Source organism: Enterobacter cloacae complex sp. HYC003_NIDB (genome assembly GCF_056673375.1).
In genome coordinates, this window is the sequence record NZ_CP114220.1 from 4294067 (window position 1) to 4313627 (window position 19561).

16 protein-coding genes and 1 pseudogene are annotated in these 19561 nt (G+C 57.6%); 12 read left to right on the forward strand and 5 right to left on the reverse strand.

All coding sequences use genetic code 11. The features are described from left to right. Positions 1-12: 12 nt before the first annotated feature. Both yagE and O1722_RS20570 read right to left on the reverse strand, forming a co-directional pair. Positions 13-921 carry a 2-keto-3-deoxygluconate aldolase gene (gene yagE / locus O1722_RS20565; protein ID WP_100151228.1) on the reverse strand — a complete coding sequence of 303 codons (909 nt, stop codon included), beginning with the start codon at positions 919-921 and terminating at the stop codon, positions 13-15. 236 nt (positions 922-1157) lie between these two features. Then, positions 1158-1610, reverse strand: a complete 453-nt coding sequence (locus O1722_RS20570; RefSeq protein WP_015572526.1) for a YhcH/YjgK/YiaL family protein — start codon at positions 1608-1610, stop codon at positions 1158-1160. A gap of 675 nt (positions 1611-2285) precedes the next feature. Between O1722_RS20570 and arcA the strand changes: the two genes are divergently transcribed. The 5 genes from arcA to O1722_RS20595 all read left to right on the forward strand — a co-directional run bounded on the left by arcA (position 2286) and on the right by O1722_RS20595 (position 7563). Next, entirely contained in the window at positions 2286-3506 is a 1221-nt protein-coding gene (arcA, locus tag O1722_RS20575) for an arginine deiminase (RefSeq protein ID WP_033487901.1), read from the forward strand. Between the two features lie 10 nt (positions 3507-3516). Further along, complete coding sequence (arcC, locus tag O1722_RS20580) at positions 3517-4428, forward strand: carbamate kinase (protein WP_033487900.1); 912 nt, start codon at positions 3517-3519, stop codon at positions 4426-4428. Between the two features lie 120 nt (positions 4429-4548). After that, positions 4549-5553 (forward strand): ornithine carbamoyltransferase, encoded by a 1005-nt coding sequence (argF, locus tag O1722_RS20585; protein WP_003863360.1) that lies wholly within the window; start codon positions 4549-4551, stop codon positions 5551-5553. A gap of 46 nt (positions 5554-5599) precedes the next feature. Further along, a complete protein-coding gene (locus O1722_RS20590) occupies positions 5600-7003 on the forward strand; it encodes a YfcC family protein (protein ID WP_033487899.1) in 1404 nt (467 codons plus the stop codon). An 80-nt stretch (positions 7004-7083) separates the two neighbouring features. Beyond that, the gene (locus O1722_RS20595; protein ID WP_003863366.1) at positions 7084-7563 is read left to right on the forward strand and encodes an arginine repressor; all 480 of its coding nucleotides are present in this window, start codon (positions 7084-7086) and stop codon (positions 7561-7563) included. A 3-nt stretch (positions 7564-7566) separates the two neighbouring features. Here O1722_RS20595 and O1722_RS20600 read toward each other — a convergent pair. Beyond that, positions 7567-7684, reverse strand: a pseudogene (locus O1722_RS20600) (hypothetical protein). Between O1722_RS20600 and O1722_RS20605 the strand changes: the two are divergent. The 5 genes from O1722_RS20605 (at position 7664) to gbpA (ending at position 11255) form a co-directional block, all read left to right on the forward strand. Further along, the gene (locus tag O1722_RS20605; protein WP_071524139.1) at positions 7664-7768 is read left to right on the forward strand and encodes a pyrBI operon leader peptide; all 105 of its coding nucleotides are present in this window, start codon (positions 7664-7666) and stop codon (positions 7766-7768) included. The pseudogene O1722_RS20600 and the gene O1722_RS20605 overlap by 21 nt on opposite strands. A gap of 34 nt (positions 7769-7802) precedes the next feature. After that, a complete protein-coding gene (gene pyrB, locus O1722_RS20610) occupies positions 7803-8735 on the forward strand; it encodes an aspartate carbamoyltransferase (RefSeq protein ID WP_033487898.1) in 933 nt (310 codons plus the stop codon). 12 nt (positions 8736-8747) lie between these two features. Continuing rightward, a complete protein-coding gene (pyrI, locus tag O1722_RS20615; protein WP_003863370.1) occupies positions 8748-9209 on the forward strand; it encodes an aspartate carbamoyltransferase regulatory subunit in 462 nt (153 codons plus the stop codon). 73 nt (positions 9210-9282) lie between these two features. Then, positions 9283-9669, forward strand: a complete 387-nt coding sequence (ridA, locus tag O1722_RS20620; protein ID WP_033487897.1) for a 2-iminobutanoate/2-iminopropanoate deaminase — start codon at positions 9283-9285, stop codon at positions 9667-9669. Positions 9670-9806: 137 nt separating this feature from the next. Then, the gene (gene gbpA / locus O1722_RS20625; RefSeq protein WP_033487896.1) at positions 9807-11255 is read left to right on the forward strand and encodes an N-acetylglucosamine-binding protein GbpA; all 1449 of its coding nucleotides are present in this window, start codon (positions 9807-9809) and stop codon (positions 11253-11255) included. Positions 11256-11340: 85 nt separating this feature from the next. Here the strand turns inward: gbpA and O1722_RS20630 are convergent, their stop codons facing one another. Next, complete coding sequence (locus O1722_RS20630; protein WP_058686527.1) at positions 11341-13725, reverse strand: beta-N-acetylhexosaminidase; 2385 nt, start codon at positions 13723-13725, stop codon at positions 11341-11343. 200 nt (positions 13726-13925) lie between these two features. Next, the gene (gene mgtA, locus O1722_RS20635; protein ID WP_100151230.1) at positions 13926-16634 is read right to left on the reverse strand and encodes a magnesium-translocating P-type ATPase; all 2709 of its coding nucleotides are present in this window, start codon (positions 16632-16634) and stop codon (positions 13926-13928) included. A 386-nt stretch (positions 16635-17020) separates the two neighbouring features. Between mgtA and treR the strand changes: the two genes are divergently transcribed. After that, positions 17021-17968 carry a trehalose operon repressor TreR gene (gene treR, locus O1722_RS20640; protein WP_017383908.1) on the forward strand — a complete coding sequence of 316 codons (948 nt, stop codon included), beginning with the start codon at positions 17021-17023 and terminating at the stop codon, positions 17966-17968. Between the two features lie 127 nt (positions 17969-18095). Then, positions 18096-19514, forward strand: a complete 1419-nt coding sequence (gene treB / locus O1722_RS20645) for a PTS trehalose transporter subunit IIBC (protein ID WP_020480548.1) — start codon at positions 18096-18098, stop codon at positions 19512-19514. Positions 19515-19561 lie beyond the last annotated feature (47 nt).

Consider the following 19561-nt stretch of genomic DNA (forward strand, 5'->3'; position numbering starts at 1 on the left):
TTATCGTCCGGCTCAGCAGAGTTTGAGCTGTTGTAACAGGGTTTTCAGCTGCGCCTTGCGCGGCTCGTCCAGCGGCGAGGCTGGCGGCAGGACGTGCGTAGAAATCGGACGACCGCAGAGCACGATCGCCTCTTTAATGACGTTCACAAACGGCGTATCCAGCTGATACATCTGCGGGATTTGCAGCAGGGTCTGATGATACTCAGCCGCTTTCGCCACGTCGTTATCCCGCCAGGCTTTCAGAAGATTTACCGACACCTGTGGGGCAAAGTTGCCGCTGGCCGAGATCGCCCCGTCGCCGCCGAGCAGCAGGGTATTAAACAGATGATCGTCGTAGCCGCACAGCACCGTGAAATGAGGATGGGCGCCTTTAACGGTGTGGATCATGCTGCGCAGGTGAGCGACGGAGTCGATGGTGTCTTTGATGCCGACGATGTTACTGCGCGAGTCGGCGAGGGTTTTCACCAGCGCCGGGGTCAGATCCTGCCCGGTCAGCGCCGGGAAGTTATAGAGCATCACCGGCAGCGTGACGCTGTCGGCCACCTGCTCGAAATAGCGGATCAGGTTCGCTTCCGATACTTTCCAGTAGTAAGGGTTGATCACCACGATGCCGTCCGCGCCCGCCTGCTGCGCGTGCTGGCTCAGCTCAATGGTTTCGCGGGCGTTGGTGCCGCCGGTGCCGATCAGAACCGGCACGCGATGATCAATATGATCGATCGCAAAGCGGGCAATGGTTTTACGCTCTTCGGCGCTGAGCTGGGAGAACTCGCCGCCGCTGCCCAGGAAGAACAGGCCCTCGACGCCCGCAGCAATCAGATCGTCGATCAGCGCGGCGGTACCCGGTTTATCGAGCTGGCCATCGGCGGTAAAAATGGTGGAGACAGGGGGAATGATACCCGTGAACAACGCGGACTGCGGCATGAGATCTCCTTGCTGAATCATTTTGTTCTACATTATAGAACAGCGTTCATTAATCTAACGATCATACTATGACGCAGAAAAAGCGCAGGTAAATGGGAGATGAGGAGGGAGTGCGGGAAGTTTAAGCTGGATCACATTATGCGTGGGTGCGGTCTGGTTCCCTCACCCTAACCCTCTCCCAAGGGGAGAGGGAACTTTTACACCCTCTCCCCTTGGGAGAGGGCCGGGGTGAGGGGTTACTCTACCAGCATCTTCACCACAACCTTACGCACCTGCGCCGGCGCTCCCGCCGCGCACAGCGGCTTATGCACTTCGCCCGGCCAGAACACTACAAAATCCCCTTCGCTCAGCACCACGGTTTTCTCCTGCTCGCCTTCCGGCAGGAACGCGATGTCTTTGTCCGCCAGCCAGTCGGTGTCCGGCGTACCGTGCGGCAGGGTACTGAAGGTCATCCCTTCCTGACCTTTTAGCACAATCTGAATATCCAGATAGCGTGCATGGTATTCAGCGCGACGCTCGGCGAACGGCTGGGTCATGTCCTCCGAAACCAGATAAAACAGGCTGTTGCCATTGATGTCGTGCTTACCGGTCGGCGTTGCGTCGGTGACGTGGGCCTTAACGTGCTCAATGGCCTGGCGCAGCTCTTCTGGCAGCCAGGACTGGAGATGATGAATATTGCCAATAATCATGATACAACCCTCAGATTAAAACATTGTTTCATTTTTATGTTTTATACGAGAATTGCCTCTTCCATACCAGCCCTTTTTTGACAAGATTTGCGTCAGCGCATGTTTATCGGGAAATGTGTTAATCCACTGTTAATTGCACACAGGCATTTATGCAGTGGTTATGCATAACCTCATTTCATGCACTTTGCACACAGGATCTAACTCACTGAATTTAAAACATAGCTCACAAAACCTGTTGGTGTATCACACTTTACCACTTTGGTTATTTCCTTTAAAAATCCATAATTATTTATTGATTTCTCTTAAGTGAAAAATAGTTAACTGTCATTATTGCATAGCTATTCCCGTGACAACATTTTATCCATTAAAATCAACAACATAACTAAATATTTCAAAGCATGTGATTCTACAAAATAATAACAACTTCAAATATTGCCACCCGTTCCTGCTTAGCTATTCATCCCTTAATAATATGAAATTAATCATTATCTGATACGAATCATGCAATTGAAAATAAACTGCTCAACATCGGTTTTCGCGTGAGCAATGTCACAATAACCATTATTTAAGCGCCTACTATAAATCACGAAATCAATTGAGCTTAGCCGCCATGAAATTAAACACATCACATGGCGCATGCCCTTTTTATTCTGAAAAAAAGTTAAAGGAATAATTATGGAAAAGCATTACGTCGGTTCTGAAATTGGTCAATTGCGTAGCGTTATGCTGCACCGTCCTAATTTAAGTCTGAAACGGTTAACCCCCTCAAACTGTCAGGAGCTGCTATTTGATGACGTGCTCTCGGTTGAACGGGCGGGTGAAGAGCATGACATCTTCGCAAACACGCTGCGCGAGCAGGGTGTGGAAGTCCTGCTGTTGACCGACCTTCTTACGCAAACGCTTGATATTGCTGAAGCAAAAGCCTGGCTTCTTGAAACACAAATCTCCGACTATCGCCTGGGACCAACCTTTGCCGCCGACGTGCGCGGCTGGCTGGCGGATATGCCGCACCGCGAACTGGCGCGCAGATTAAGCGGCGGATTAACCTACGGTGAAATTCCGGCGGCCATTAAAAATATGGTGGTCGATACCCACACGGCGAATGATTTTATTATGAAGCCGCTGCCGAACCACTTATTTACCCGCGATACCTCCTGCTGGATATATAACGGCGTCTCCATTAATCCGATGGCGAAACCCGCCCGCCAGCGTGAAACCAATAACCTGCGGGCAATATATCGCTGGCACCCCGTATTTGCCGACGGCGAGTTTATTAAGTATTTCGGCGACGAGAATATTAATTACGACCACGCCACTCTGGAAGGCGGCGACGTATTAGTGATTGGCCGCGGGGCGGTATTGATCGGCATGTCCGAGCGCACGACGCCGCAGGGCGTGGAGTTCCTCGCCAACAGCCTGTTTAAACATCGCCAGGCCGAGCGCGTGATTGCCGTTGAGCTGCCGAAACACCGCTCCTGCATGCACCTCGACACCGTGATGACCCACATCGACGTGGACACCTTCTCCGTTTACCCGGAAGTGGTGCGCAAGGACGCCCAGTGCTGGACGCTCACCCCGGACGGACGCGGCGGCCTGCTGCGCACCCAGGAAACCGACCTGCTGCACGCCATCGAGAAAGCCCTCGGCATTAACCACGTCCGCCTGATCACCACCGGCGGCGACGCCTTTGAAGCCGAACGCGAGCAGTGGAACGACGCTAACAACGTCCTGACCCTCCGCCCGGGCGTGGTGATCGGCTACGAGCGCAACGTCTGGACCAACGAGAAGTACGACAAAGCAGGCATCACCGTGCTGCCGATCCCGGGCGACGAGCTGGGACGCGGTCGCGGCGGCGCGCGCTGCATGAGCTGCCCACTGGAACGCGACGGAATTTAAAGGAGCCATCATGGAACGAAAACCCACTCTGGTTGTGGCCCTTGGCGGCAACGCGCTGCTCAAGCGCGGCGAGCCGCTGGAAGCGGAGATCCAGCGCCAGAACATCGAGCAGGCCGCCCGCACCATAGCCGGCTTAACGGAGAAGTGGCGCGTGGTGCTGGTGCACGGCAACGGCCCGCAGGTCGGACTGCTGGCGCTGCAAAACAGCGCCTACGACAAAGTCACTCCCTACCCGCTGGACGTTCTTGGCGCCGAAAGCCAGGGAATGATCGGCTACATGCTCCAGCAGGCGCTGAAAAACAATCTGCCCCAGCGCGAGGTCAGCGTCCTGCTCACGCAGGTGGAAGTGGACGCCGCCGACCCGGCGTTCAGCAACCCGACCAAGTACATCGGCCCGGTCTACAGCGAAGCCCAGGCCAAAGCGCTGGCCGCGGAAAAAGGCTGGGTGTTTAAGGCCGACGGCAGCTACTTCCGCCGCGTGGTGCCGTCGCCGCAGCCGAAGCGCATCGTCGAGAGTGACGCCATCACGGCGCTGATTCAGCGCGACCACCTGGTGATCTGCAACGGCGGCGGTGGCGTGCCGGTAGTGGAAAACGCCAACGGCTATCGCGGGATCGAGGCGGTGATCGACAAAGACCTCTCCGCCGCCCTGCTGGCGCGCCAGATCGAGGCCGATGCCCTGCTGATCCTCACCGATGCCGACGCGGTGTACCTCGACTGGGGCAAGCCAACCCAGCGTCCGCTGGCGCAGGTGACGCCGGAGCTGCTCAGAGGCATGCAGTTCGACGCCGGATCGATGGGGCCGAAAGTGGCCGCCTGCCGCGAGTTTGTTGAGGCCTGCAACGGCATTGCCGGGATCGGCGCGCTGGCCGACGGCGCGGAGATCCTGGCGGGCGAGAAAGGCACGTTGATTCGTAACTGAGTCGTTTTCCCCTCACCCTAACCCTCTCCCAAAGGGAGAGGGAATGTACGCCCCCTCTCCCAGCGGGAGAGGGCCGGGGTGAGGGCATCAGACAGCACAAATTTTAAAAAGGATTTCCCCATGACCATTAACCTGAAAAACCGCAACTTCCTGAAACTGCTGGACTACACCCCGGCGGAGATCCAGTACCTAATCGATCTCGCCATCGAGCTGAAGGCCGCCAAAAAAGCCGGACGCGAAAAACAAACCCTGGTCGGGAAAAACATCGCCCTGATCTTTGAAAAAACCTCCACCCGCACCCGCTGCGCCTTCGAAGTGGGGGCGTTCGACCAGGGCGCGCAGGTCACCTACCTCGGCCCAAGCGGTTCGCAGATTGGCCACAAAGAGTCGATGAAGGACACCGCCCGCGTATTAGGCCGTATGTATGACGGCATCGAATACCGCGGCTACGGCCAGGCCATCGTCGAGGAGCTGGGCGAGTACGCGGGCGTGCCGGTGTGGAACGGCCTGACCGACGAGTTCCACCCCACCCAAATTCTCGCCGACCTGATGACCATGCTGGAGCACTCTCCGGGCAAAACCCTGCCGGAGCTGAGCTTTGCTTATCTCGGCGACGCGCGGAACAACATGGGTAATTCGCTAATGGTCGGCGCGGCCAAAATGGGGATGGATATCCGCCTTGTGGCGCCGAAATCCTTCTGGCCGGAGGCGGGCCTGGTTGAGCAGTGCCGCGCCATCGCCAAAGAGACCGGCGCGCGCATCACCCTCACCGACGACGTGGAGGAAGGCGTGCAGGGCACCGATTTCCTCTACACCGACGTGTGGGTTTCCATGGGTGAGCCGAAGGAGGCCTGGGCCGAGCGCGTCAGCCTGATGAAGCCATATCAGATTAACGCGGACGTGATGAAGGCCACCGGTAACCCGAACGTCAAGTTCATGCACTGCCTGCCAGCGTTCCACAACGAGCACACCAAAGTGGGCCGCGAAATCGAAATGGCGTACGGCCTGAAGGGGCTGGAAGTGACGGAAGAGGTCTTCGAATCACCGAACTCCATCGTCTTCGACGAAGCAGAGAACCGCATGCACACCATTAAAGCGGTCATGGTGGCGACACTCGGCGACTAATCACCGCCCGGCGCGCCGCGGGGTGCGCCGGGTTCAGGAGAACATCATGGGCAAGTTCAAGTTTCCCTCCGCTTACACCATTCTCTTTTTTCTGATTGCCGTGGTTGCCGTGCTGACGTGGATTGTTCCGGCCGGGCAGTACCATATGGCAATGAACGAGGCGCTCGGTAAAGAAGTGCCGGTTGCTGGCACCTACGCGCACGTGGCAGCGCACCCGCAGGGGCTGGTTTCGGTGCTGATGGCGCCGATTGCCGGGCTGTACGATCCAGAATCCGGCCAGGCCGGGGCCATCGACGTGGCGCTGTTTATCCTTATCATCGGGGGATTCCTCGGGATCGTCACTAAAACCGGGGCGATAGACGCCGGGATCGAGCGCGTCACTACCCGACTACGCGGCCGCGAAGAGTGGATGATCCCGGTTCTGATGGCGCTGTTTGCCGCAGGCGGCACGATTTACGGCATGGCAGAAGAGTCGCTGCCCTTCTATACCTTACTGGTGCCGGTGATGCTGGCGGCGCGGTTCGATCCGGTGGTTGCTGCGTCCACCGTGCTGCTCGGCGCGGGGATCGGCACCCTCGGCTCCACCATCAACCCGTTCGCCACGGTGATCGCCGCCAACGCCGCCGGGATCCCCTTCACCAACGGCATCATGTTGCGCATCGCGCTGCTGGTGATCGGCTGGATCATCTGCGTGGCGTGGGTAATGCGCTATGCCCGCAAGGTGCGCAAGGATCCGTCGCTGTCGATCGTGGCGGATAAGCAGGAAGAGAACCGCGCCCACTTCCTCGGCAACAAGGGCGAGCAGTCGCTGGAGTTTACCCCGGTGCGCAAACTCATCCTGGTGATCTTCGCCCTCGCCTTCGCGGTGATGATCTACGGCGTGGCGGTGCTGGGCTGGTGGATGGCGGAGATCTCGGCGGTGTTCCTCGCCAGCGCGATTATCGTCGGGCTGATCGCCCGCATGAGCGAAGAGGAGCTGACCTCAACCTTTATCAACGGCGCGCGAGATTTGCTGGGCGTCGCGCTGATTATCGGCATCGCGCGCGGTATCGTAGTGATCATGGATAAGGGCATGATTACCCACACCATTTTGCACAGCGCCGAGGGAATAGTCACCGGATTGTCGACGGTGGCGTTCATCAACGTGATGTACTGGCTGGAAGTGGTGCTGTCGTTTCTTGTGCCTTCTTCGTCCGGCCTGGCCGTTCTGACGATGCCGATCATGGCGCCACTTGCCGATTTCGCTAACGTCAACCGCGACCTGGTGGTTACGGCTTACCAGTCGGCGTCCGGCATCGTTAACCTGATCACTCCCACCTCTGCCGTCGTGATGGGCGGGCTGGCTATCGCCCGCGTGCCCTACGTGCGCTATCTGAAATGGGTCGCGCCGCTGCTGGGGATTTTAACGGTGGTGATTATGGTGGCGTTAAGCCTGGGCGCCCTGTTGTAATTTGCCGGATGGCGCTGCGCTTATCCGGCCTACGGATCGGTGCGGTGCCACCGGTTATTTCGGGAACTGATATGGGAACTATGATGGATTACGAAGAGTACTCTCCCAAAGAGCAACTACAGCTAACGGTCTGCCAGCGTCTGATCGCGGAAAAGAGCTATCTCTCCCAGGAGGAGATCCGCCGCGACTTACAGGAGCGGGGTTTTGAGACCATCAGCCAGTCCACCGTTTCACGTCTGCTCAAGTTGCTCGGTGTCATAAAAATTCGCAATGCCAAAGGGCTAAAGATTTATTCGCTGAATCCCCAGCTGCGCCCGGCCCCCGACGCGGCGCGTACCGTCTCTGAAATGGTGGTGAGCGTGGAGCACAACAGCGAATTTATCCTTATCCATACCGTCGCCGGATATGGCCGCGCGGTGGCGCGTATTCTGGATTATCACCAGTTACCGGAAATTTTAGGCGTGGTGGCCGGAAGCAGTATTGTCTGGGTCGCGCCCCGCGTGGTGAAGCGCACCGCGCTGGTGCATAAGCAAATTAATTATTTACTAAGAACGCATTAATATTCATAAAGAACCGTTTGCATTGAGTAAAGCGTGCATTAAATCGCTTGATCCCAAAAGCGAGCTGCGTATAATGCCCGACAATTTGCCGGGAGGAAGCATGGTCAAGCGTGTACGACATATCGTCTTACCGCGTCTGAAATCAGACGCTGGCCTGCCGTTTTTCTTCCCGTTGCTAAACCTATTCCCAGAGCCCCTCATTTGAGGGGCTTTTTTTTGCCCGGCGTCAGGAGATAAACATGAATCCGCTTTATCAAAAACACATCATTTCCATAAACGACCTCAGCCGCGAAGAGCTGGAACTGGTTCTGGAAACCGCGGCAAAACTGAAGGCCAATCCGCAACCGGAGCTGCTGAAGCACAAGGTGATTGCGAGCTGCTTCTTCGAAGCCTCCACCCGCACCCGCCTCTCCTTTGAAACCTCCATGCACCGCCTCGGGGCGAGCGTGGTGGGCTTCTCGGACAGCAGCAACACGTCGCTGGGCAAAAAAGGCGAGACCCTGGCGGATACCATTTCGGTTATCAGTACCTACGTGGACGCGATTGTGATGCGCCACCCGCAGGAGGGCGCGGCGCGTCTGGCGACCGAGTTTTCCGGCGGCATTCCGGTGCTGAACGCCGGTGACGGTGCCAACCAGCACCCGACGCAGACCCTGCTGGATCTGTTCACCATTCGGGAGACGCAGGGCACGCTTGAGAACCTGAACATCGCCATGGTCGGCGACCTGAAATATGGCCGCACCGTCCATTCCCTGACCCAGGCGCTGGCGAAATTTAACGGCAACCGCTTCTTCTTCATCGCGCCGGACGCGCTGGCGATGCCGCAGTACATTCTCGATATGCTGGACGAAAAAGGCATCGCGTGGAGCCTGCACGCCAGCATAGAAGAAGTGATGGGCAACGTGGATATTCTCTACATGACCCGCGTGCAGAAAGAGCGTCTTGACCCATCCGAGTACGCCAACGTGAAGGCGCAGTTCGTCCTGCGCGCCAGCGACCTCGAGGGCGCGCGCGACAACATGAAGGTGCTGCACCCGCTGCCGCGCATCGATGAGATCACCACAGACGTGGATAAAACGCCGCACGCCTGGTACTTCCAGCAGGCCGGAAACGGCATCTTCGCCCGCCAGGCGTTACTGGCACTGGTTCTGAATCGCGAATTAGCTCTGTAAGGGGAGACGACCATGACACACGATAACAAACTCCAGGTTGAAGCCATCAAGCGTGGCACCGTGATTGACCACATCCCTGCGCAGGTGGGCTTTAAGCTGCTGACGCTGTTCAAACTGACTGAAACCGACCAGCGCATCACCATCGGCCTGAACCTGCCGTCGGGCGAAATGGGCCGTAAAGACCTGATCAAGATCGAGAACACTTTCCTGACCGACGAGCAGGTCAACCAGCTGTCTCTGTACGCGCCGGACGCCACGGTTAACCGCATCGACGATTACGACGTGGTGGGCAAATCCCGCCCAAGCCTGCCGGATCGCATCGAAAGCGTGCTGGTCTGCCCGAACAGCAACTGCATCAGTCATGCTGAGCCGGTTTCCTCCAGTTTCGCAGTGAAAAAGCGCGCCAATGACATCGCACTCAAATGCAAATACTGCGAAAAAGAGTTTTCTCATTATGTGGTGCTGGCCAACTAATTGAGGTTGGTAATGAAATCCCGGCTGTTATAATGGCCGGGAACATTCTTAACGCTGTAATTCTGGAGAAAAAATGAGCAAAGTACTCGCGACGGAAAATGCACCAGCGGCTATCGGCCCATACGTTCAGGGCGTTGATCTGGGCAGCATGATCATCACTTCTGGTCAGATCCCGGTGAACCCAAAAACCGGTGAAGTGCCAGCCGACGTAGCGGCGCAGGCGCGTCAGTCGCTGGAAAACGTGCAGGCGATCGTCGAATCTGCCGGTCTGAAAGTGAGCGATATCGTCAAAACCACCGTGTTCGTGAAAGATCTAAACGATTTCGCCACCGTTAACGCCACTTATGAAGCGTTCTTCACCGAGCACAACGCCACCTTCCCGGCGCGCTCCTGTGTGGAAGTGGCGCGTCTGCCAAAAGACGTAAAAATTGAAATTGAAGCGATTGCCGTACGTCGCTAATTTATTTCAATAAAGAGAAGGCAGCTCAGGCTGCCTTTTTTTATTGCGACCATTTTTACTCTCTCCAGGCAATGACGCATCCCCACTCCATTAATAGACTGACGCTGCCTTGTTATATTCTAATTAATGGATGAAGAATGAAACTCTCTAAGATCGCGCTGGCCGTTGCCACATTAGCGGTTGCGTCTTCCGCACTTGCACACGGATATATAGAATCCCCCGCCAGCCGCGCTTATATGTGTAAGCTCGGCCAGAATATTGACTGTGGCTCTGTACAATATGAACCGCAGAGTGTAGAAAAGACCTCCGGCTTCCCGACGGGCGCAATGCCGCCTGACGGCCAGCTTGCCAGCGCCGGTATTGCCAGCTACTCCCAGCTTGATAAGCAGAGCCTGAACGCCTGGACCAAAAGCCCCATGACGGCAGGCCCGCATGAATTTGTCTGGCACCATACCGCGCCGCATAAAACCGCCAACTGGCGTTATTACATCACCAAACAAAACTGGGACCCCAATAAACCGCTGACCCGTGACCAGTTCGAATTAACGCCGTTCTGTACTATTAACGGGAATGGTCAGGCACCGTCCATGACAAAATCCATGACCTGTAATGTCCCGGAACGTACGGGCTACCAGGTTATTTATGGCGTGTGGGAAATTGCGGATACCGCAAACAGTTTCTATCAGGCCATTGACGTTGATTTCGGTAACGGCGGCAACGTCACGCCGGACGATACCCCAGCGGTAATATCCCAGTGGAGTAAAACCCTGAGCGGACAGATTGCCGGGAATAACCTGAACGTGGGCGATAAAGTGATTGCACGCTTCTTCGACGCCAACGGGGAAGTTGCCGCCCTGCGTACTGAAATGACCATCGGCTCTTCAGAACAAGGCGACGCTAACCAGTGGTCCTACGATCTGGCGCAGAAGATCAACACCGCTCATAGCGATGTCCGCGTCGGTGTGAAAGATGAAGCCGGTGAAATTAGTCCGGTTCACGGCGCCAACAGCGTATTCGTGAAAGACGGCAGCACGCTGAAATCCGTTGCCATCTCTTATGAAGAGCAAAAAGCGCAGGTGAGCGAGACCATCGCCGTTTCCGATCTGCAATACAGCAAAATCGAACATGGCAATGTGATTGTGACCTTCCATGTGAACACGCAGGGTGACGTTAATTTTGAAGCGCACGTGATGAACCACCACGGTGCCGAAAAAGGTTACCTGAAGCAGGATATGAATAACGTCAATCAAAACGTGACCATGACGCTGACTGACGTCACGGCGGGCCACCATATGCTGAAATACTACGCCACCAATAAAGACGGCACGCTGTTCGCGCAGGACGTGCTAAACCTGATGCTGGAAAGCGACGCGGCGGACAGCAGCGGCCCGCATGACTTTATCTTCCCGGACAGCATTGCCTCTTACAAAGCGGGCACCGTGGTGTTACAGCCTAAAAACGGTAAGACCTACGAGTGTAAACCGTTCCCGTATAGCGGCTACTGCGTGCAGTGGAGCAAATACGCGACCCAGTTTGAGCCAGGCGTGGGCGCGCACTGGAGAGAGGCGTGGGTGCTGAAGAACTGAGTTGCCTTCACGCCCGGCGGCACTTCGTTTGCCGGGCCTACACGTCACGTAGGCCCGGTAAGCGTAGCGCCACCGGGCGCATTTGTTACTGATTCCGCGTCGCCCTAAGCAGCGTCTCCAGCGGGTACACCGCCGCAATCACCACCTCGTCCTGGATCGTCGCCGCGTTATCCAGTTCGCTCTGGATCGACGCGATCTCGTTGTCGTCCAGCGTGCCCTGACGCGCCACCAGATCCGTCAGCCTCAGGCCAATCGAGGCCAGTTTATCCACCTCCTGGATCACCGGCTTAATGGCCTTCAGCTGATAGCTGTTTTCACTCAAGGCCAGCGCATCGCTGGTGTTGTTCTGCCAGCGGTTAAAGACGTGGCGCAGCGCGTCGGCGCTTTCCGTGTCTTCCGCGTCGCTCACCAGACGGTCCGCCCATTTATTCATCTGACGCACGGTCGCACTTTCCGCGTTTAGCGCGTCAGCGAGCCGGTTGAGCGGCTCAAACTGATGATAGTTTCCGGCCTGGAACTTAAGATGCTGGCGGGTGTAATACTGCGCCGGTTCAAGCGCCTGGGCGAGAATTTGCAGCGGCAGGGTATCCGCATTGTTGGCGAGGCGCGTGAACTGCACCTGCTGCTGGGTATGCTGCTGTAGTCCAGCCGACACCGTGGACCAACTGTCCATCGCCTGGAGCCGGGTATACATGTTGTCGATGTCGTTGACGTCCTTTGCCGACCATAGCCGCTCCGCCACCGCAAAGGCGCGCGGCCACAGACGGATATCCAGCACCGGCGCGACCACGTTTTCCGCCCACAGCGCGGCTTCACCGCCGAGCAGATTAGCCTCGTTCGCCGGGTCCGGCACCACCGGCGGTATGCCTTTTGGCACCGCGTCCAGACGCGTGCCGTCGATCGGGTAGCGGGCGTTACCCACCAGGAAATAGCCGCTGAGCTTATCGTTCTCAACAGAAACGACCGGACGCGTTTCACCCATCCAGGTATCAACGGTAAACGTTACCTGGTTGTCGTCCCGCCACTGAATGTTATCCACCGCCCGACGCGATTTCCCGGCAAAATCAATAAATCCACGCCACCCGGCATCGCCTTTCACCAGCGTAAAGCTGCCTTCCACCGGCTTGCCTTTCAGACGCGGCATGGAGAAAGCCCAGCTCTGGACGCTGTCGGTGTCCGCTATCACATCCACGCCGTTCAGCCCCTGCGGCACAATTTCATTGCGGTAGTGGTAGGCGGTGGATTGCGGCTGATCGAGGTAGAAACCGGTTGAGAGAATGCCCTTATAACCGTTCTGCGCCACCTGCCCCAGCGCGTCCTGTCCCTGCCAGGACTGGATCAGAATGCTTTTCGGCAGATCGGGATGGTAGATCTCATCCCAGCCAACCATCTGCCGGTGGTGCTTCTCAAGGATCGTCTCCAGCTTGCGGTTGAAATACGCCTGCAACGCGTGGCTGTCCGCCAGTTTGTTGTCGCGCATAAACGTCTGGATCGCAGCGTTCGCTTTCCACTGGCTGTCGTCAACCTCATCGCCGCCAATATGCAGATACGGATCCGGGAAGATCGCCGCCAGTTCGCTGACCATCGCGTCGGCAAAGGTATAAGTTGCCTCTTTGGTTGGATCCAGCACCGGCTTCAGCACGCCCCAGTGGCGCTCCATGGCGTAAGGCCCCGGCGCGCTCATCAGCTCCGGGTAGGCGACGGCAATCGCCGAGGCGTGGCCCGGCATATCAATTTCCGGCACCACGCGTATGCCGCGCTCGGTAGCGTAACGCACAATCTCGCGCATCTGCTCCGGGGTGTAGAACAGCCCATCGCTGGCAAGCTGGGTTAATTTTGGATAACGCTTCGAGGTAAAGCGCCAGCCCTGATCGTCCGTCAAATGCCAGTGCAGGACGTTGAGCTTTGCCGCGGCCATGCCGTCGATCTGGCGTTTAATATCCTGAATCGGGAGGAAGTGGCGCGCCGAATCGAGCAGCAGCCCGCGCCACGGGAAGCGCGGCGAATCTTCAATGGTCACCCACGGGATCGAGGTGTTTTCGGCGCCGTTCTGCATCAGCTGAAGCAAGGTTTCCATGGCGCGCAGCGCGCCGAAGCGGGTGTTGGCAGAGATATTTACGCCGTTGGCGTCCACCGTGAGTTTATAGCTCTCATCGCTGTCCGGCAGCGGCTGCGGCTTCACCTTTTTGGTGATGGCGATGCGGATGGTCGGCTTGTCAGGTTTTTCGGCCTGCGGCTGTAGCGTCCAGCCGGTTTGCAGCGCAATGCGCTGGCGCAGGCGGTTGACCGCATCCCCCAGATCGTCGCCGCTGACGCTCACAGAGAGTTGATTGTTAAGCACCAGCGCGCCCTGAGTGGTCGGACGTTCAACCTTCGCAGGCCAGGGCATTAAGGGAAGGTCACCTGCCGGGGCGGCAAAGGCGGAGGCGCCGAGCATGAGCCCGGCGGTTAAGAGGCTGTACCGTAACATGAATGTTCCTTATCTGACGGGCCAAATACAGGCAAAACATTCTGTTAACATGCGCTCAAATTGTCGTCAAGCGAATGCGCCGACGGAGATCACAGGTTGTTGAATTTGGGAGGAAAGCCAGCTGCCGGGTGGCGGCTTCGCCTTACCCGGCCTACGTTCGGATCGTAGGCCCGGTAAGCGCAGCGCCACCGGGCTTGCCGTTACTGCCATCCATACCGGCGCGCATAGAACCCTTTCACCATCTGCGTCAGCACCATGTAGCCCGCGAGGATCGCCACCAGCCACGGGAAGTAGCTCAGCGGCAGCGCCTGAAGTTGCAGGTAGCTTGCCAGCGGCGAGAACGGCAGCGCGATCCCGAGCGCCATCACAATGCCCGTCATCACAATCAGCGGCCACGCGGCACGGCTCTGGATGAACGGAATACGACGGGTGCGGATCATGTGCACAATCAGCGTCTGAGACAGCAGTCCCACCACGAACCAGCCGGACTGGAACAGCGTCTGGTGTTCTGGCGTATTCGCATGGAACACAAACCACATCAGGCAGAAGGTCAGAATGTCGAAGATAGAGCTGATCGGCCCAAAGAACAGCATAAAGCGCCCCAGATCGGCGGGGTTCCAGCGCTGCGGCTTCTGGATCTGCTCGTCGTCCACGTTATCAAACGGGATCGCTACCTGAGAGACATCGTACATCAGGTTCTGGATCAGCAGGTGCAGCGGCAGCATCGGCAGAAACGGCAGAAACGCGCTCGCTACCAGCACGCTGAAGACGTTGCCGAAGTTGGAGCTGGCGGTCATTTTGATGTATTTGAGCATATTGGCGAAGGTGCGACGCCCTTCGATGACGCCCTCTTCCAGCACCATCAGGCTCTTTTCCAGCAGAATGATATCCGCCGCTTCGCGGGCAATATCCACCGCGCCGTCCACGGAGATACCGATATCCGCCGCACGCAGGGCTGGCGCATCGTTGATGCCGTCGCCCATAAAGCCCACTACGTGCCCTTCGCGACGCAGCAGAGTGACGATGCGCTCTTTATGCATCGGCGTCAGGCGGGCAAACAGCGTGGTGCGTTGGGCAAGCTCGGCCAGCTCATCGTCGGACAGGTGCTCAATGTCGCTCCCCACGACGACGTCGCCCGCGTCCAGGCCGACTTCGTGGCACACTTTGGCCGCCACCAGCTCGCTGTCGCCGGTGAGGATTTTGACGGTGATACCGCTCGCTTTCAGCGCTTTTAGCGCCGGCGCGGTGGTCTCTTTCGGCGGATCGAGGAATGCGATGTAACCTTCGAGGATCAAATCGGATTCATCGATACGCTGGTAGTCACCTTCCCGCGCAGGCAGGAACTTGCTGGCTACTGCCACCACGCGCAGCCCCTGACGGTTCAGGTTATCGGTGACGCGTTTGATGCGGCGCAGCATGGTCTCATCCAGCGGCACGATCTCGCCGTTATGGCGCACCTGCGTGGAAACATTCAGGATCTCCTGCAATGCCCCTTTGCAGATCAGCTGATGTACGTCCGCCTGCTCGCTGACCACCACCGACATGCGGCGGCGCTCGAAGTCGAACGGGATTTCATCCACCTTCTGCCAGCGACCGGAGAGCGTGCGGGCAGACTCCTCGTCCACCCCTTCCAGCACCGCCACGTCGAGCAGGTTTTTCAGCCCGGTCTGATAGTGGCTGTTCAGCCACGCGCTGTACAGCACCCGTTCGCTGGTCTTTCCGGCGATATCGGTGTGGTTCTCCAGCACGATTTTGTCCTGCGTCAGGGTGCCGGTTTTATCGGTGCAAAGGATGTCCATCGCGCCAAAGTTCTGGATGGCGTCGAGGTGTTTAACAATCACCTTTTGTTTAGAGAGTTTGACCGCCCCGCGCGCCAGCGTGGAGGTGACAATCATCGGCAGCATTTCCGGCGTTAAGCCAACGGCCACGGAGAGCGCGAACAGCGCCGCCTCCCACCAGTCGCCTTTGGTGTAGCCGTTGATCAGCAGGACAATCGGCGTCATGACCATCATAAAGCGGATCAGCAGCATGCTGACGCGGCCAATGCCTTTCTGGAACGCATTCGGCTCGCTCTCCTGCTCGCTGACGCGTCCGGCAAGCTGTCCAAACCAGGTATTGCCGCCGGTGGCGGTGACAATCGCCTGCGCGGTGCCGCTAACCACCGTGGTGCCCATAAAGCACAGGGTGTCGCACTCCAGCGGGTTCATCTGCTGCGGATCGCGGGTCCGCGCTACCTTCTCTACGGGCAGGGATTCACCGGTGAGTGACGCCTGCGCGACGAACAGATCCCGCGCCTGGATGAAGCGTAAATCCGCCGGGATCATGTCCCCCGCCGCCAGCTTCACCAGATCGCCCGGCACCAGCTGGTCAATGGGAAGCTCAATCCAGGCGTTCTCGCCGAGGTCGTTAATCACGCGCGACACGGTGGCGGTGTTGCTGACCATCGCTTTCAGGGCGTCCGCCGCTTTGGTGGAGCGCGCTTCCTGAATAAAGTTCAGCAGCGTGGAGATCCCCACCATCAGGGCAATCACGCCTGCGGCAAACAGATCTTCAGTGGCGTAAGAGATAATCCCGAGCACCGTCAGCAGCAGGTTGAACGGATTGCGGTAGCAGAGCCACAGGTGGACCCACCAGGGAGAGGGTTTCTGCGCCGGGATCTGGTTATCGCCATGTTCCGCGCGGATTTTTAACACTTCTTGCGCGTTCAGCCCTTCCGGGTGGCCGCCAAAGGCGCGCCAGACTTCGTTTTCATCCATCGCCGCCACGTTCAGGCAGCGCTCGGTCAGGGAAGCGGGGATTGCCGCTCCCGCCATGGTGTTGGCATTTGGCAGCGGATCGCGCGCAATCAGGCGATGTGGCAGGTGACGGCTCAGCAGCGCTTGCAGCTGCCGGGTGATATTTTTCAGCATAGTCATTCCCCCGCATCCGCAAAGGCGGACGCAGTTTTCCCGCAGGCGTGGCAAAGCCGTACCTGTCAGGCACTTAATTTATCAAGCAGGAACGTATGAACGTTGCTGCCTCACGCCGGTGAGACAGCAAAAGGCTGGCTTACCGGAAAGAAGGTTTTCTCCTGGTCAGGAGAGGTGTGGGATCGGGATCCATGTGGCCTCCGGTAAGTAAAAAGTTGGGTATCGGCACGCAGTATAGTGATTTATCCATACCGTTTGTGACTAATCGGGCGGTATTATAACGCCCTGCAAATAAACCGAACGTAAACCAGACTTTGCCCATAGCGAATTCGCAGGATAGCATTAGGCTCAATTGATTATTTTATCGTTGTTACAGGGAATACAGCATGCAGAACCGCCTTACGATTAAAGATATCGCGCGTTTAAGCGGCGTGGGGAAATCGACTGTCTCACGCGTGCTGAACAACGAAAGCGGTGTCAGCGAGCGCACACGCGAGCGCGTCGAGGCGGTGATGAATCAGCACGGTTTTTCCCCTTCCCGCTCCGCGCGCGCCATGCGCGGGCAGAGCGATAAAGTGGTCGCCATTATTGTCTCGCGTCTGGATTCCCTCTCCGAAAACCTCGCCGTACAGACGATGCTGCCCGCGTTCTACGAGCAAGGCTACGATCCGATCATGATGGAGAGCAAGTTCTCCGCGCAAATGGTGGAGGAGCATCTCGGCATGCTTCAGCGCCGTAATATTGATGGGGTGGTGCTGTTCGGATTTACCGGCCTAAAAGAGGACGTGCTTAAACCCTGGCAGCCGTCACTGGTGCTGCTGGCGCGCGACGCCAGCGGGTTTGCCTCTGTCTGTTACGATGACGAAGGGGCGATCGTGATCCTGATGCAGCGCCTGTATGAACAGGGCCATCGGCATATTAGCTATCTCGGCGTGCCGCATGCCGACATCACCACCGGCAAGCGTCGCCACGAAGCGTACCTGGCGTTTTGTAAAAAACACAATCTCCCCGCCGTGGCCGCGCTGCCCGGTCTGGGTATGAAACAGGGATATGAACAGGTCGCCAGCGTGCTGACGTCACAAACCACCGCCCTGGTATGCGCCACCGATACCCTTGCATTGGGTGCGAGCAAATATTTGCAGGAGCAGCGCATCGGGGAACTGCAATTAGCGAGCGTGGGAAGCACGCCGCTGATGAAGTTCTTACACCCGGAGATTATCAGCGTTGATCCGGGTTACGCCGAGTCTGGCCGGCAGGCTGCCGCGCAGCTGATCGAGCAGATTACCGGGCGTACCGAGCCCCGTCAGATCGTTATTCCAGCCCATCTCTCATAATTCTTTTGAATAGATTATTGTGATCTTCGCCCGATTTCGGGAACGTTCCCATTTTCGCCGTCACGTTGAAGGAGTAGGCTTGCGCACAGGTCATAACCCCTATCACCATCTGTCATGAGGTTTCATGATGAGTAAAGTCAAACAAACAGATATCGATCAGCTGATCGTCCTGGTCGGCGGACGCGATAACATCGCCACCGTCAGCCATTGCATTACCCGCCTGCGCTTCGTGCTGAACGATCCGGCCAAAGCCAACCCGAAGGCCATTGAAGAGCTTTCTATGGTTAAAGGCTGCTTCACCAACGCCGGGCAGTTTCAGGTGGTGATTGGTACCGAAGTGGGCGATTACTATCAGGCTCTGCTGGCGACTACCGGGCACTCTTCCGCCGATAAAGAGCAGGCGAAGAAGGCCGCGCGCCAGAATATGAAATGGCATGAGCAGCTGATTTCCCATTTTGCGGAGATCTTCTTCCCGCTGCTGCCAGCGCTGATCAGCGGGGGCTTAATTCTGGGCTTCCGTAACGTCATCGGCGATGTGCCAATGAGCGACGGCAAAACCCTGGCGCAGATGTACCCGGCGCTGCAAAGCATCTATGACTTCCTGTGGCTGATTGGCGAAGCGATCTTCTTCTATCTGCCGGTCGGGATCTGCTGGTCCGCGGTGCGCAAAATGGGCGGAACGCCAATTCTCGGTATCGTGCTCGGCGTGACGCTGGTCTCTCCGCAGTTAATGAACGCTTACTTACTTGGTCAGCAAACGCCAGAGGTGTGGAACTTTGGCCTGTTTACCATCGCCAAAGTGGGCTATCAGGCGCAGGTGATCCCGGCATTGCTGGCGGGCCTGGCGCTGGGCTTTATTGAGACGCGCCTGAAGCGCATCGTGCCGGATTACCTCTATCTGGTTGTGGTCCCGGTCTGCTCGCTGATCCTGGCGGTGTTCCTGGCGCACGCCTTTATCGGTCCGTTTGGCCGCATGATTGGCGACGGCGTGGCCTTCGCGGTCCGTCACCTGATGACCGGCAGCTTCGCGCCAATCGGTGCCGCGCTGTTTGGCTTCCTCTACGCTCCGCTGGTGATCACCGGCGTGCACCAGACCACGCTGGCGATTGATATGCAGATGATCCAGAGCCTCGGCGGTACGCCTGTCTGGCCGATCATCGCCCTGTCTAACATTGCGCAGGCCTCGGCGGTAACCGGCATCATCATCGTCAGCCGTAAGCACAACGAGCGAGAGATCTCCGTTCCGGCTGCCATCTCCGCTTACCTCGGCGTCACTGAACCGGCGATGTACGGTATCAACCTGAAATACCGCTTCCCGATGCTCTGCGCGATGATCGGCTCCGGTCTGGCGGGCTTGCTGTGCGGCCTGAACAGCGTGATGGCGAACGGGATTGGCGTCGGCGGCCTGCCGGGTATCCTCTCCATTCAGCCCGCGTTCTGGCAGGTATTTGCGCTGGCGATGGCGGTGGCGATTATCATCCCAATGGCGCTGACTACTGTGGTTTACCAGCGTAAGTTCCGTCAGGGCACGTTGCAGATTGTTTAATTCTCTCTTTCGGGGCGCAGTTGCGCCCCTTCGCATTTGCAGGAACG

Coding starts and splice junctions, on each gene's coding strand:
- yagE (WP_100151228.1), bottom strand. CDS start 921: ATGCCGCAGTCCGCGTTGTTCACGGGTATCATTCCCCCTGTCTCCACC.
- pyrI (WP_003863370.1), top strand. CDS start 8,748: ATGACACACGATAACAAACTCCAGGTTGAAGCCATCAAGCGTGGCACC.
- treR (WP_017383908.1), top strand. CDS start 17,021: ATGCAGAACCGCCTTACGATTAAAGATATCGCGCGTTTAAGCGGCGTG.
- O1722_RS20630 (WP_058686527.1), bottom strand. CDS start 13,725: ATGTTACGGTACAGCCTCTTAACCGCCGGGCTCATGCTCGGCGCCTCC.
- ridA (WP_033487897.1), top strand. CDS start 9,283: ATGAGCAAAGTACTCGCGACGGAAAATGCACCAGCGGCTATCGGCCCA.
- arcC (WP_033487900.1), top strand. CDS start 3,517: ATGGAACGAAAACCCACTCTGGTTGTGGCCCTTGGCGGCAACGCGCTG.
- O1722_RS20570 (WP_015572526.1), bottom strand. CDS start 1,610: ATGATTATTGGCAATATTCATCATCTCCAGTCCTGGCTGCCAGAAGAG.
- arcA (WP_033487901.1), top strand. CDS start 2,286: ATGGAAAAGCATTACGTCGGTTCTGAAATTGGTCAATTGCGTAGCGTT.
- mgtA (WP_100151230.1), bottom strand. CDS start 16,634: ATGCTGAAAAATATCACCCGGCAGCTGCAAGCGCTGCTGAGCCGTCAC.
- treB (WP_020480548.1), top strand. CDS start 18,096: ATGAGTAAAGTCAAACAAACAGATATCGATCAGCTGATCGTCCTGGTC.
- pyrB (WP_033487898.1), top strand. CDS start 7,803: ATGAATCCGCTTTATCAAAAACACATCATTTCCATAAACGACCTCAGC.
- O1722_RS20605 (WP_071524139.1), top strand. CDS start 7,664: ATGGTCAAGCGTGTACGACATATCGTCTTACCGCGTCTGAAATCAGAC.
- gbpA (WP_033487896.1), top strand. CDS start 9,807: ATGAAACTCTCTAAGATCGCGCTGGCCGTTGCCACATTAGCGGTTGCG.
- O1722_RS20595 (WP_003863366.1), top strand. CDS start 7,084: ATGATGGATTACGAAGAGTACTCTCCCAAAGAGCAACTACAGCTAACG.
- argF (WP_003863360.1), top strand. CDS start 4,549: ATGACCATTAACCTGAAAAACCGCAACTTCCTGAAACTGCTGGACTAC.
- O1722_RS20590 (WP_033487899.1), top strand. CDS start 5,600: ATGGGCAAGTTCAAGTTTCCCTCCGCTTACACCATTCTCTTTTTTCTG.